This window comes from Streptomyces sp. NPDC096323, from assembly GCF_040302845.1.
Taxonomy (GTDB): domain Bacteria; phylum Actinomycetota; class Actinomycetes; order Streptomycetales; family Streptomycetaceae; genus Streptomyces.
Genome location: NZ_JBEOSI010000002.1, coordinates 504,865 through 518,215, shown reverse-complemented (window position 1 = coordinate 518,215; position 13,351 = coordinate 504,865). Strand labels below are relative to the sequence as shown.

Below are 13,351 nucleotides of genomic sequence, written 5' to 3'. Positions count from 1 at the left end.
GGTGTCAACGGCTGCTCGAGGCTGCCTTGTTCGAGGTGGTGACCGCGTCCGGGCCGGTCGCACGTCGCGGTGCCGCGGGCCTGGACGTCGCCAGCCACAGGCCGGTGAACGCCGCGGTGGCCAAGGTGAGGGCGCCGGCCGTGATGAAGGCGCTGTTGAGGCCGGCCTCGAACGAGGCTCCGCCGGATTGCCGGGTGCGGACGATGGCTCCGAGCAGCGCCACGCCGAGCACCGCGCCGATCTGCCGGGTGGTGCTGCTGATGCCGGAGGCGAGGCCGCCCTCCTGCGGGCTGACCGCCTGGATGGCGGCTCCCGTCAGCGGGGACATGGTCAGGGCGAAGCCGATGCCGGCGACTGCCAGCCGCCACCAGACGTTCCCGTAGCCGGTGTCGGCGTGCACCATGCCGAGCGCCAGCAGTCCCAGTCCGGCCAGGACCAGGCCGGCGGTGACCACGACGCGGAAGCCGTACCGGGCGGCGAGCCGGCCCGCGTACGGGCTGACGACCACCATGGCGAGGGTGAGCGGCAGGGTCTGGAGGCCGGCGCGCAGGATCGAGCTGCCCTGGACGTACACGAAGAACTGGGAGAAGAAGAACGACGAGCCCATGAGCGCGAAGCCCACCACGACCATGGCGGTGTTGGACACGGTGAACAGGCGCTGCCGGAACAGCCCCAGCGGCAGCATCGGAGCGGAACGACGTGCTTCGACCGCGACGAACGCGGCGAGGAGGATCACCGCGGCGGCGAAGCTGCCCAGGATCACCGGCGCGGTCCAGCCGCGGGCGCCGCCCTCGATCAGGCCGTAGGTCAGCGCCCCCACCCCCAGAACGGACAGCGCCGTCCCCGGGATGTCGGTCGCGGGGGCGCCCGGATTGCGGGTCTCCTCGAGGGTGCGCAGACCGACCAGCAGAAGGACCACGCCGATCGGCAGATTGGCCAGGAAGATGGCGGGCCAGCCGAACGCTTCTGTCAGCACGCCGCCGGCCACGGGGCCGGCTGCCAGGCCGATTCCGCTCAGTCCGGCCCACAGCCCGATCGCCTTCATGCGTTCCTGCGGTACGGGATAGGCGGCGGCGAGCAGGGCCAGCGAGGCGGGGCTCAGCGCCGCGGCCCCGATGCCCTGCAGGACCCGTCCGGCGACCAGCCAGCCGAGCGAGGGCGCGAGGCTGCACACCAGCGAGGCGGCGGTGAACACCACCACGCCGCTCAGGTACACCCGCTTGCGGCCGAACCGGTCGGCGAAGATGCCGCCGGACAGCAGCAGCATGGCTACCAGCAGCACATACGCGTCGACGATCCATTGCAGCCCGGTCAGCCCGGTGTGCAGTCGGTGCTGCATGTCGGGCAGCGCCGCTCCGACGATCGTGTTGTCGAGCAGGACCATGAACTGGCCCAGGCAGGTCACCGTGAGCAGCACGGCCCGGTTCGATCGACTGCCTGGAGCCGCAGGCGACGCATCCATGTGGATTCCTCTCCGTCGGAGCACTCTAAAGCAGTCAGTGACTGCGTTAAGCGACGGTAAGGGAGGTCGCCCCACAAACGCAAGTGGTCACTGCGTTAAGACGTTAGGGTGGAGGTATGAACGAGCGACAGACAGCCCGGCGGCCGGGCGGGCGCAGCGCCCGCGTCGGCGCGCAGGTGCACCAGGCCGTCACCGACCTGATCGGCGAGCGCGGCTACGGCAACTTCACGGTCGGCGAGGTGGCGGCCCGCGCGGGCGTGGCGGACAGCAGCATCTACCGCCGGTGGGGCAGCCTGGAGTCCCTGCTCACCGACGTGGTGCTCACCCGGCTCAACGCGCAGTCGCCGATGCCCGACACCGGCAGCCTGGCCGGTGACCTGCGTACGTACGCGGCCCAAGTGGCGCGCGAGATCACCGGACCCGATGGTCCGGCGGTACTGCACCTGGCCTTCGCCCTGTCGAGCAGCGGCCGGCAGGGCCAGCGGGCGGGTGCCGCCCTCCGGGACGAACGCACCCGGCAGTTGCAGTCCATGCTCGACCGCGCCCGCGACCGCGGTGAGCCCGCACCCGACGCGCTCGACGTGCTGGACCACATCCTGGCCCCGATGTACATCCGCGTCCTGTTCGGCATGGTGCCGCTCACCCCGGACTACGTCGACGGGCTGGTCGACCGTTTGCTCTGAACCAGGACCTTGCCCCGCCGCCGGCCGGCTACACCACCTGGTGCAGCCACCGCACCGGCGCGCCCTCGCCCGCGTGGCGGAAGGGTTCCAGTTCGTCGTCCCACGGCTTGCCCAGGAGCTTGGCGATCTCCGCCTCCAGGTCCGTCTCCCCGCTCAGCGAACGCGCCAGCGCGGCCCGCAGCCGGTCCTCGGGGACCAGGATGTCGCCGTGCATGCCGGTGACGGCGTGGAAGATGCCGAGTCCGGGCGTGGAGCTGTAGCGCTCGCCCTCCGCGGCCGGCGTCGGTTCCGCCGTCACCTCGAAGCGGAGCAGGTCCCAGCCGCGCAGCGCGGAGGCCAGCTTCGACGCCGTGCCCGGGCGGGCCTGCCAGGAGAATTCGGAACGCCAGGTGCCGGGCGCGGCCGGCTGCCTGATCCAGTCGAGCTGGACCCGCACGCCGAGTACGCCCCCCACCGCCCATTCGACGTGGGGGCAGAGCGCGCGCGGGGCTGAGTGGACGTACAGGACTCCACGTGTCGTCACCGGGACCTCCAGTGTGGGACGAGGTGCGCCTTCCCCAGCGGCCTCTCGCCCGTACCAGCTCTTACCGGCCGGGTTCCCGAGGCTGTCATCAGTAAACAGCATCGGGAGTTAATGTCCGGAGAAGGGAGGGTATGTGACGTGATGTGAAGTTCGAGAGCCACCCGAGTGGAGCCGGGCGGCCGGAAGGGCCACTGGTTCGACGTGGAAAAGCTACCGTGCGGCGGCGTCCGAGGTGTGACGTACCGTCGGTCCTGGGCCCATGATTCGCTCCGCATTCACCCGGCAGGGCGCTCGGCCCCGCCGACCGGTGCCACGAGGGTGTGCCGGAGGCAAGGGACAGGAGGGGACGAGGACATGCCGGATGGTTCCGTACGGCACCGCTCGCGCACCGCGCTGGCCGCGCTGGCCGCCGTGACGTGCCTCGGCACGGCCGTCCTGACGGGCTGTGACGCGGGCTCCGACGGGACGACCAAGGGCGCGACGGCCGACACGGACCGGCGGCCCGCGGCCGCGCCGCTGTGGGACCGCAGTCCCGAGTCGGTCGCCGCCGTCGGGGACTCCATCACCCGCGGCTTCGACGCCTGTTCGGTGCTGGCCGACTGCCCCGAGGCCTCCTGGTCGACCGGTACGAACAGCACGGTGCGCAGCCTGGCGGTACGCCTCCTCGGCCCCTCGGGCGCGGCCGCCCGCAGCTGGAACCACGCCGAGACGGGCGCCCGGATCGCCCAGTTGCCGGAGCAGATGGCACTGGCCGCGCAGGAGGACCCGGCGCTGGTGACGGTGATGATCGGCGCCAACGACGCCTGCCGGGACTCGGTGCGGGTCATGACACCGGTGGCGGACTTCCGGGCGTCGTTCGAGGCGTCGATGCGCCGGCTGCGCAGTACGGCTCCGAAGGCACAGGTGTACGTGTCGAGCGTGCCGGACCTCAAGCGCCTCTGGTCGACGGGCCGGGCCAACCAGCTGGGCAAGCAGATCTGGAAGCTGGGCATCTGCAAGTCGATGCTCGGTGACGCGGACAACATGGGCGCCTCGGCGGTGGCCCGGCGTGCGGCGGTGCAGGACCGCGTCGTCGCGTACAACGAGGTGCTGCGCGAGGTGTGCGCGAAGGATCAGCGCTGCCGTTACGACGGCGGGGCCGTGTTCGACTACCGCTTCACCGGCAAACAGCTCAGCCAGTGGGACTGGTTCCACCCGGGGCTCAACGGGCAGGCCCGGCTGGCCGAGATCGCCTACCGCAATGTCACGGCGGCGCGGCCGCCCGCATAACCCGGGCAGCGGGCTGAGCCCGCCCGCCCCCCATGCGCCGGGCGGGCTAAGGTTGCCGATCATGGACGCGGGTTCGAACACGGTGATACGTACGGAACACTTCGGCACCCTCGGGAACGGCTCTGCCGTGGACCGGTGGACGCTGGAACGCGAGGGCACGCGGGTGCGGGTGCTGACGTACGGGGCCACCGTGCAGTCGGTCGAGGTGCCGGACCGCGACGGCACACGCGGCGAGGTGGCGCTCGGACTGCCCGACCTCGCCTCGTACGTCCGGTACACCGGGCCCTACTTCGGCGCGCTGGTCGGGCGGTACGCCAACCGGATCGGCGGGGCCAGTTTCGTACTCGACGGGACGACCCACCACGTCACGCGCAACGAGGGCCGCAACCATGTGCACGGCGGGGCCGTCGGCTTCGACAAGCACGTGTGGGACGCCCGCGAGATCGCGGACGGGGTGGAGCTCTCCCTCGTCTCGGCGGACGGCGAGGAGGGCTTCCCCGGGCGCATGGAGCTCTCGGTGGCCTACACGCTGGACGAGGACGGGGCGCTGCGCATCGCCTACCGGGCGACGACGGACGCGCCGACCGTGCTGAACCTGACCAACCACACGTACTGGAACCTGGCGGGCGCCGACTCCGGCAGCGCGCTCGGCCAGCGGCTGCGGATCGCCGCGGGCCGGATCACTCCCGCCGACGCGGAGTCGCTGCCGACGGGCGAGTTCCTGCCGGTGGACGGGACCCGGTTCGACTTCCGGGAGCCGCAGCCCGTCTCGAAGGAGTACGACCACAACTTCGTGCTGGACGAGGGTGTGACGGGCCCGGTCGCCGAGTTGTACGACGAGGTGTCGGGGCGCGTCCTGACCGTCACGACGACGGAGCCGGGCATGCAGCTGTACACGGCGGACCACTTCGAAGGCCGGCCGTTCGGCCCGTGCGCCGGGATCGCCCTGGAGACGCAGCACTTCCCCGACTCGCCGAACCGGCCGGAGTTCCCGAGCACGGTGCTGCGGCCGGGCGAGGAGTACGTGTCGACGACGGTGTACGGATTCTCGGTGCGCTGAGGCAGGGCACCGAGGCAGGGCACGGAAGCGGGCTGCGGAAGGCGGCGCGGCGGGGGCGCTGACCTGGGGGAACGCGGTACTACAAGATCGTTAAGCGGCACCTACGGGTGATTCGCGGATGATCTACGCGCGTTCGCGCAATGCGCCCCTTCCCGCGCCCCCCAGGGTGGGCCGCATGACTACCAACCCCGCCGAACAGACCTCCGCCCTGCCCTCCCGGCGCACCCTGATCGCCGGTGCCGCCGCAGGCGCCGCCGCCCTCGCCACCACGGCCGTCACCCCGGCGGACGCCGCCGCGACCGGCTCGCTCGCGGCCCCCACCGCCGCCCCCGGCTCCGACTGGGAGGCGTGCCTGACCGTCGCCCGCGCCATCCTCGTACGCGACGAGCAGGACGAGCCGCTGGTGCCGCACTACCGTGAGGTCCTGCTCACCAAGGGGCTGCCGCGCAGCCGCAAGGCCGCCAAGAAGATCCTGATCATCGGCGCGGGCCCGGCCGGGCTCGCCGCCGCCCATCTCCTGCACGAGGCCGGGCACGCGGTCACCGTGATCGAGGCCAACGGCAACCGGGTCGGCGGCCGGATCAAGACCTTCCGCAACGGCGGCCACGAGAAGGCGAAGTCGCCCTTCGCCGACCCGAAGCAGTACGCCGAGGCCGGGGCCATGCGCATCCCCGACAGCCACCCCCTCGTCACCGGGCTCATGGACAGCCTCGGCCTGAAGCGCCGCCGCTTCCACCTCGTCGACGTCGACAGCACCGGAAAGCCCGTCAACCACACCTGGATCCACGTCAACGGCATCCGGGTCCGCAAGGCCGACTACGCGCAGAGGCCGCAGGCGGTCAACCGGTCCTTCGGGGTCCCCGCCGCGTTCGAGGACAAGCCCGCTTCGGTCATCGTCCGGGAGGCCTTCGCCCCGGTGCGCGCGGAGTTCGAGGGCAAGGACGGCACGGAACTCGTCGAGGGCTGGGCCCGGGTCATCCAGCGGTACGGCCACTGGTCGATGTTCCGCTTCCTGACCGAGGCGGCCAAGCTCGACGAGCGCACCATCGACCTCATCGGCACAGTCGAGAACCTCACCTCGCGCCTCCCCCTGGCCTTCGTCCACAGCTTCATCGGGGCCTCCCTGATCAGCCCGGACACCGCGTTCTACGAGCTGCCCGACGGGACGGCGACGCTGGCCGACGCCATGTACGCACGGGTCAAGGGCCTGGTGCGGCTGGACCGCCGGGCCGCCAGGATCAGCCACACCAAGGACGGCGTCCGCGTCGAGACGGTGTCGGAGGGCCGCGACGGCAAGGTCGTCCGGGAGACGTTCACCGGTGACCGCGCGATCGTCACCGTGCCGTTCTCCGGTCTGCGGCACGTGCCGGTCGCCCCCGCGCTCTCGTACGGCAAGCGGCGCGCGATCACCGAGGTCCACTACGACTCGGCGACCAAGGTGCTGCTCGAATTCAGCCGCCGCTGGTGGGAGTTCGAGGAGAAGGACTGGAAGACGGAGCTGGAGAAGGTCAGGCCCGGTCTGTACGACGCGTACCGGCTCGGCAAGGCACCGGCCGACGGTTCACTGCTGGGCGCCCACCCCTCCGTACCGTCCGGGCACATTCCGCCCAACCAGCGCGTGCACTACGCCGCGTACCGCGCGACCGCGCGCAACCAGCCCGAGGCGGCCCATGTCATCGGCGGCGGATCGGTCACCGACAACGCCAACCGCTTCATGTACCAGCCCTCCCACCCGGTCGAGGGCAGCAAGGGCGGGGTCCTGCTCGCCTCGTACAGCTGGGCCGACGACGCCCTGAAGTGGGACTCGCTGGACGACGACGAGCGCTACCCGCACGCCCTGGGCGGGGTCCAGGACGTCTACGGGCAGCGCATCGAGGTCTTCTACACGGGGGCCGGCGCCACCCAGTCGTGGATGCGCGACCCGTACGCGTACGGCGAGGCGGCCGTCCTGCTGCCCGGCCAGCACACCGAACTGCTCGCCGACGTGCGGTCGGTCGAGGGCCCGTTGCACTTCGCGGGCTGCCACACGTCCGTCAAGCCCGCCTGGATCGAAGGCGCGTTGGAGTCGGCGGTCCGCACGGCGCTCGAGGTGCACGCCAGTTGACTAGGCGCGCGGGGGCAGCACTGTCCCCGCGCCCTCCTCGCCCACCAGGCGGCGCGCCAGCAGCGTCGCCCCCGCGACGGCCCCCGGCATCAGGAAGACGGCGACCAGCGGGACCAGGAAGGCGAGCCCCAGCGGCACGCCGAAGCCGAGGACCAGCAGCCGGCGGCCGCGCAGCAGGACGAGCCGGTCCTTCAGGGCAATGCCGCGGCGCTGGAGCGCGACGGAGGTGAGCTCCTCGGCGAGGAAGTACCCCGTGACGCAGAAGCCGAGGAGCGGGACGACGGTCTGGCCGGCTACGGGCACGAATCCGAGGGCGAAGAGCAGGACCGCGTACAGCGCGACGCGCAGCAGAACGCGCACGCTGTCGCGGGCGGAGATCCACAGCTCCCGCCAGAGCGGCAGCCCGGACTCGGGGACCTTGCCGCCCTCGGCCCGGTCCACCTCCTCGGAGAGCGACTCGTAGAAGGGCTGCCCGACGAGCAGGGTCACGGCGGTGAACGTGATGACGGCGAGGAAGAGGCCGAAGGCGAAGACCAGCACGGTCAGGGTGGTGCGGAGCAGCCCGAGCCAGGGCGAGGACCAGCCGTCGGCGAACGGGGTCGCCCACTGCGCCAGGTCGTCGGCCCCGTAGCCGAGGCCGACGAGGGCGCCCGCGTACAGGAGAAGGGTGATCAGGCCGGGCAGCAGCCCGAGGCCGAACCATCTGCCGTGCCCGGTGACCCAGCGCTGGCCCTTGATCAGATAGCCGAAGCCCGCCCCGAGATCACGCATGGCGTCAGCGTAACGGGACCGGGGCGGGCTCCCGCGCGGAGATCTGTGCAGATCGGCGCAATCAGACCAGGCGGATCATGTTCCAGGACATCGGCTCCAGCGTGGCGCGCAGCACTCCACCGTCGAGCACCGTGCCCCGGGCCGGGTGCGGGGCGACCCGCTCGGGCTCGGTGAGGGTGTTGCGGGCGTCCGGGTCCGCGTCGGCGAGGACCTGGTGCTCGGCGATCTCCGTCAGTCCGAAGCCGCGCAGGGCGACTTCGAGCGGCAGGGTGGCGGACTGGCCGCGGTTGACCGCGAAGACGGTGACGGCGCCGGTCTCCGGGTCGCGGACGGCGGTGGCGTGCAGCAGGTCCGTCTCGCCGTACTTGGCCGTCCCGTACGTGGGCGAGTCCACGCGCACGTCCAGGACCTGGCCGAGCCCGTGCCGGGCGGCCTGGGCGAACGGGTAGAACGTGGTCTGCCGCCAGGCCGGCCCGCCGGGCTCGGTCATGATCGGGGCGATCACGTTGACCAGCTGGGCCAGGCAGGCCACGGTCACCCTGTCGGCGTGGCGCAGCAGGGCGATGAGCAGGGTGCCGAAGACGACGGCGTCGGTGACGGAGTAGTTGTCCTCCAGCAGGCGCGGCGCCTCGGGCCAGTCGAGGGGGTTCTCCTCGGCCTCCTGCTGGCTGCGGGACAGATACCAGACGTTCCACTCGTCGAAGGACAGGTTGATCTTCTTCGTGGACTTCAGCCGCGCCCCGACGTGGTCGCAGGTGGCGACGACGTCCTCGATGAAGGACTCCATGTCCACGGCGGAGGCCAGGAACGAGTCGCGGTCGCCTTCGAGTTCCTCGTAGTAGGCGTGCAGCGAGACGTAGTCGACGAGGTCGTAGGTCTCGGCGAGGACCGTCGCCTCCCAGGCGGCGAACGTGGACATGGACCGGCCGGAGGAGCCGCAGGCGACGAGCTCGACGGACGGGTCGATCTGCCGCATCGCGCGGGCCGTCTCGGCGGCGATCCGGCCGTACTCCTCGGCGGTCTTGTGGCCGGTCTGCCAGGGGCCGTCCATCTCGTTGCCCAGGCACCACAGCTTGATGCCGAAGGGGTCCTTGTCGCCGTGCGCGATGCGGCGGTCGGAGAGTTCGGTGCCGGCCGGGTGGTTGGCGTACTCCTGGAGTTCGATGGCCTCCTGGACGCCCCGGGTGCCGAGGTTGACGGCCATCATGGGCTCGGCCCGGGGGCCGATCTTCTTGCAGAAGGCGATGAATTCGGAGAGCCCGAAGCGGTTCGTCTCGGTGGAGCGCCACGCGAGGTCGAGGCGGCGCGGCCGCTCGTCGGCGGGGCCGACGCTGTCCTCCCAGCGGTAGCCGGAGACGAAGTTGCCGCCGGGGTAGCGGATGGCCGTGACGCCGAGCTCGCGGATCAGTTCCAGGACGTCCGTACGGAGTCCCGCTTCGTCGGCGGAGGGGTGGCCGGGCTCGTAGATGCCGTCGTAGACGCAGCGACCGAGGTGTTCGACGAACGAACCGAACAGGCGGGGGTCGACATCGCCGACCGTGAACGCGGGGTCGAGGGTGAAGCGGGCGGTGCGGGTCATGACTTCCTTCTGGGTGTGGGTACGGATGTCGCCGCGGGTCACTGTCCGGCCAGGCCCGTGTGGGCGACGCCGCTGACGATCTGGCGCTGGAAGAAGACGAACACGATGATCAGCGGCAGCCCGGCCATCAGTCCACCGGCCATGAGCTGGGCCCACTGGATGCCGTAGGAGTTCATGACGGTCGCGATGCCGTTCGGCATGGTCATCAGGTCGGGGTTGTTGGTCACCATGTACGGCCACAGGAAGTTGTTCCAGGACGCGATGAAGGTGAAGATGCCGACGGCGGACAGGGAGGGGCGGGACAGCGGCACGATGATCGTGAAGAAGACCCGCCAGCGGCCGGCGCCGTCGATGTACGCGGCCTCCTCCAGCTCTCTCGGGATGCCCTGGAAGAACTTGTAGAGGATGTAGACCATCGCGGCGGGTGCGCACTGCGGAAGGATCATGCCCCAGTAGGTGTCGACCATGCCCATCGACTGGACGGTGGTGAACAGCGGGACGCCGAGTACGGCGGGCGAGACCATCAGGCCCGCCATCACCACGCCCATCAGGAACGCCTTGCCCCTGAACTCGGTGCGGGCGAAGCCGTATCCGGCGAGTGCGCTCACCAGCAGCACTACCGTGGTGACACAGATCGAGACGACGAGCGAGTTCACGAACCAGTTGGTGATGTTGCCGGACTCGAAGAGTGCCTGCCACGCCTGGCCCGTCCAGTCCTTCGGCAGCCAGTGCGTCGGCACCTCGACGGCTTCGGTCTCCGACTTGAGGGATGTGAACAGCGCCCAGGCGAGCGGCGCCAGGAAGATGGCGGCGACGACGGTGCCGACGGCGGTGAGCACGATCTGGCTAGGCGTCCAGGGCTTGCGGGCCGAGGACTTGAGCGTGCGGGCAGGGGACTTGATACCTGTCTGTGCGGCGTCGGTGGTCATCGGCCGCCCTCCTCACGGTTGCGCAGCAGCCACATCCGCGCGAGGGCGACGGCAGCGATGATCACGAAGAAGATGATGGAGATGGCCGAGGCGTAGCCCACGCGGTAGCTGGTGAAGCCCTGTTCGAGCGTGTACTGCACGAAGGTGCGGGTCGATCCCTCGGGTCCCGGTCCGAAGTCCTGCATCACGACCGCCTGGTCGAAGATCTGGAGCGAGGCGAGGATCTGCAGCGCGACGACGAGGCCCGTGATGTTGCGCAGCATGGGCAGGGTGATGTGGATCATGCGGTGCCAGGCGTTCGCACCGTCCAGTTCGGCGGCCTCGTAGAGATGCGCGGGGATGCCCTGGAGCGCTGCGAGGTAGAGCAGGAAGCTGAATCCGACCGTCCACCACAGGGTGGTGATGACGATGGCGAGCATGGCGTACGAGGTGTCGGTCAGCCACGGCGTCTCCAGGCCGAAGACGTAATTGACCATGCCCGTGCCGGGGTTGAACAGCCACTGCCACAGGTTGCCCGCGACGGTCGACGGCAGCAGGAACGGGATGAAGAAGCACAGCCGCCACAGCCACTGCCCGCGCTCGATGTGGTGGGCGAGCATGGCGAGGAGGAAGGCGAGCACCGTGATGCACGGCACGACGAGCAGCGTGAAGTAGGCGCTGTGTCCCAGCGCGTCCCACATCAACTGGTCGTGCAGGGCCTCGCGGTAGTTGTCGAGGCCGATGAAGCCGGCGCCGTCGCCGGAGATGTTGGCGTCCGTGAAGCTGAGGTAGACGCCCTTCAGGAGCGGCCAGATCACGAAGAGCGCGAACAGGGCGAGGAACGGGGCGACGAACCAGCCGCCGTGCTGGAAGCCCTGCTTGCGGCGGACCGTGGCGCTGTCGGCGGCGGTCCTCGCGCGGGCGGGCGCGAGGATGGTCTGTGGAGTGGTCGTCGTCATGCGGCCGCACCTCCCTGCGCTGCGGTCCTGCCGTCCATGGGGTTCTTCATGGCGAGGAGTTCGGTGAGCGTGCTCTTCATGCGGTGGGCGGCCGCCTCCGGCTTGATGGAGCCCAGCATGGAGGACGCGGCGATCGGCCCGACGCGCTGGGCGAGGATGCCGGTGGAGCCCGCGAACCACACCTTGGGCTCGGTGGCCTGGTGGTCCATCGCCCCGGCGTACTCGTTCTGCGGTTCGAGATTCTGGTACGCGGCCGTCGACAGCGTCGGCGTGTAGGCGGGGATGTGCCCGCCGGCGGCCCACTGCTGCGCGTGCTTGACGACGTAGGCGGCGAGCCGGTGGGCGGCGTCGTTGGTGTCGCCGCCCCGGCCGGACTGGTGCGGCAGGACGAAGGAGTGCGACTCGGCGTGGGTGGCCTGCTTGCCGAAGACGGGGGGCAGCGGCGTCGCGCCGTATTCGATCTTCGCCCCGGAGAACACCGGCACCGACCAGTTGCCCTCCCAGCAGAACGGGGAGCCGTTGATGAACTGTTCGGCACCGGCGCCACCCGCGTAGCTGGGATTGGAGTACCCGTCGGTGATGTGCCGGCGCATGAACTCCAGGACCTCGGTGGCCTTGTCGGGGTCGAAGGTGACGTCGGTGTTGGCGGCGTTGAACCAGGTGCCGCCGAGCTGGGTGTAGAAGGCGACGAAGAACCACCACTGGAAGTTCTGGTCGTTGGCCCACAGGCCGATGGTCTGCAGGCCCGTCTTCGTGGCCTTCTTGGCCTTCTTCAGTACGTCGAACCACTCGTCGGTGGAGGTGACGGGCACGATCCGCCCGTCGTCGCCGAGGAGGCCGGCCTTCTTCAGCACGTCCTTGCGGTAGAAGCAGAGCTGGACGTGGATGTCGAGCGGGAGTGCGTAGAGCTTGCCGTCGATGACGGCGCGCTTCCAGAGCGCGGGGCTGAAGTCGGCCTCCTTCACGCCGTACTTGGCGAGCAGGCCGACGTCCCAGGGGTCCAGGAGTCGGCCGGGCGAGAACCCGGTGACGCGGCCCAGGTGCATGACACCGAGGTCCGGTGCGCGGTTGCCCGCCGCCGCCATGGCGAGCTTGGTGTAGAAGGGGCTGCCCCACTGGAGGGTCGAATCCTTCACGTCTGTACCGGGGTTGGCCCGGCGGAAGGCGTCCAGCATCGCGATCATGTTGTAGCCGTCGCCGCCGCTGAAGAGGTTCCAGTAGCGGACCCGGGTGGCGGCGCTCGACGCGAGGGCGTCCGCACCGCTTCCCAGCGCCGCGAAGCCGAAGCTGCCGGCGACGGCCGCCCCGCCCAGCCCCGTGATCAGTTGCCTGCGATTCAGGCCAGGTCGTCCCATGCCCGCCCTCACTGTTCGACATATCGAATACTGCCCGCAAGTTCGAACGGACCGTAGAGGGCAAGCGCTTACCCGTCAATGGGTCGCGCGAGAATTCCGAACAATGTCCGGGATATCGAACATGCGAGGAGGCCGGAGCCGGGCTCCGTACGGGACGTCAAAGCCGAGGGCCGCACCCTCGCGGGGTGCGGCCCTCGGCCTCGTACGGACTTGGTGCGGGCGGTCAGACGACCGAGAGCGCCACCTTGATGTTGCCGCGCGTGGCGTTCGAGTACGGGCACACCTGGTGCGCCTTCTCGACGAGCGCCTGCGCACTCGCCGCGTCGACGTTCGGGATGGTCGCGGTGATCGCGACCTCCAGGCCGAAGCCACCCGCCTCGGTCTTGCCGATGGAGACCGCGGCCGTGACCGTGGAGCCGGAGATGTCGGCCTTCTCCTGGCGGGCGACGACGCCCAGCGCGCCCTGGAAGCACGCGCTGTATCCGGCCGCGAAGAGCTGCTCCGGGTTGGTGCCCGCGCCGCTCCCGCCCATTTCCTTCGGCGGGTTGACGACCACGTCGAGCTTGCCGTCGTCCGAGGAGACCCGGCCGTCACGACCGTTCTCCGCGGTGGCCACGGCGGTGTACGCGACGGCTATGTCCTGAATGCTCATGCTGAGGATTCCTCCTGCTGATGCGC

Annotated in this window: 12 protein-coding genes; 4 read left to right on the top strand and 8 right to left on the bottom strand. The window is 70.3% G+C overall.

Annotated features, from left to right (window positions below; genetic code table 11):
* Nucleotides 1-4: 4 nt before the first annotated feature.
* Nucleotides 5-1,462, bottom strand: coding sequence for an MFS transporter (locus ABTX18_RS06260; RefSeq protein ID WP_352121558.1), 1,458 nt, complete (start codon nucleotides 1,460-1,462; stop codon nucleotides 5-7).
* 116 nt (nucleotides 1,463-1,578) lie between these two features.
* Here ABTX18_RS06260 and ABTX18_RS06255 point away from each other — a divergent pair, with 116 nt between their 5' ends.
* Nucleotides 1,579-2,145 carry a TetR/AcrR family transcriptional regulator gene (locus tag ABTX18_RS06255; RefSeq protein ID WP_352121557.1) on the top strand — a complete coding sequence of 189 codons (567 nt, stop codon included), beginning with the start codon at nucleotides 1,579-1,581 and terminating at the stop codon, nucleotides 2,143-2,145.
* Nucleotides 2,146-2,173: 28 nt separating this feature from the next.
* Here ABTX18_RS06255 and ABTX18_RS06250 read toward each other — a convergent pair whose 3' ends face one another.
* Nucleotides 2,174-2,668, bottom strand: a complete 495-nt coding sequence (locus tag ABTX18_RS06250; protein ID WP_352121556.1) for a DUF3145 domain-containing protein — start codon at nucleotides 2,666-2,668, stop codon at nucleotides 2,174-2,176.
* Nucleotides 2,669-3,022: 354 nt separating this feature from the next.
* Between ABTX18_RS06250 and ABTX18_RS06245 the strand changes: the two genes are divergently transcribed.
* From ABTX18_RS06245 to lgoX, 3 genes are all read left to right on the top strand, one after another.
* Nucleotides 3,023-3,937: an SGNH/GDSL hydrolase family protein gene (locus ABTX18_RS06245; RefSeq protein ID WP_352121555.1), complete on the top strand. Its 915-nt coding sequence runs from the start codon at nucleotides 3,023-3,025 to the stop codon at nucleotides 3,935-3,937.
* A gap of 61 nt (nucleotides 3,938-3,998) precedes the next feature.
* The gene (locus tag ABTX18_RS06240; protein WP_352121554.1) at nucleotides 3,999-4,997 is read left to right on the top strand and encodes an aldose epimerase family protein; all 999 of its coding nucleotides are present in this window, start codon (nucleotides 3,999-4,001) and stop codon (nucleotides 4,995-4,997) included.
* A gap of 175 nt (nucleotides 4,998-5,172) precedes the next feature.
* Nucleotides 5,173-7,101: an L-glutamate oxidase LgoX gene (gene lgoX, locus ABTX18_RS06235; RefSeq protein ID WP_352121553.1), complete on the top strand. Its 1,929-nt coding sequence runs from the start codon at nucleotides 5,173-5,175 to the stop codon at nucleotides 7,099-7,101.
* Here the strand turns inward: lgoX and ABTX18_RS06230 are convergent, their stop codons facing one another.
* From ABTX18_RS06230 to ABTX18_RS06205, 6 genes are all read right to left on the bottom strand, one after another.
* On the bottom strand, nucleotides 7,102-7,872 hold the full coding sequence (locus tag ABTX18_RS06230; protein WP_352121552.1) for an EI24 domain-containing protein: 771 nt from the start codon (nucleotides 7,870-7,872) through the stop codon (nucleotides 7,102-7,104).
* Nucleotides 7,873-7,933: 61 nt separating this feature from the next.
* Nucleotides 7,934-9,451 carry an arabinosylfuranosidase ArfA gene (arfA, locus tag ABTX18_RS06225; protein WP_352121551.1) on the bottom strand — a complete coding sequence of 506 codons (1,518 nt, stop codon included), beginning with the start codon at nucleotides 9,449-9,451 and terminating at the stop codon, nucleotides 7,934-7,936.
* A 38-nt stretch (nucleotides 9,452-9,489) separates the two neighbouring features.
* Nucleotides 9,490-10,380 carry a carbohydrate ABC transporter permease gene (locus ABTX18_RS06220; RefSeq protein ID WP_352121550.1) on the bottom strand — a complete coding sequence of 297 codons (891 nt, stop codon included), beginning with the start codon at nucleotides 10,378-10,380 and terminating at the stop codon, nucleotides 9,490-9,492.
* Nucleotides 10,377-11,318: a carbohydrate ABC transporter permease gene (locus ABTX18_RS06215; protein WP_352121549.1), complete on the bottom strand. Its 942-nt coding sequence runs from the start codon at nucleotides 11,316-11,318 to the stop codon at nucleotides 10,377-10,379. The genes ABTX18_RS06220 and ABTX18_RS06215 overlap by 4 nt, the downstream gene beginning before the upstream one ends.
* Entirely contained in the window at nucleotides 11,315-12,673 is a 1,359-nt protein-coding gene (locus tag ABTX18_RS06210) for an extracellular solute-binding protein (protein WP_352121548.1), read from the bottom strand. Before ABTX18_RS06210 ends, ABTX18_RS06215 begins: the two co-directional genes overlap by 4 nt.
* A gap of 223 nt (nucleotides 12,674-12,896) precedes the next feature.
* The gene (locus tag ABTX18_RS06205; protein ID WP_352121547.1) at nucleotides 12,897-13,325 is read right to left on the bottom strand and encodes an organic hydroperoxide resistance protein; all 429 of its coding nucleotides are present in this window, start codon (nucleotides 13,323-13,325) and stop codon (nucleotides 12,897-12,899) included.
* Between the last annotated feature and the right edge of the window lie 26 nt (nucleotides 13,326-13,351).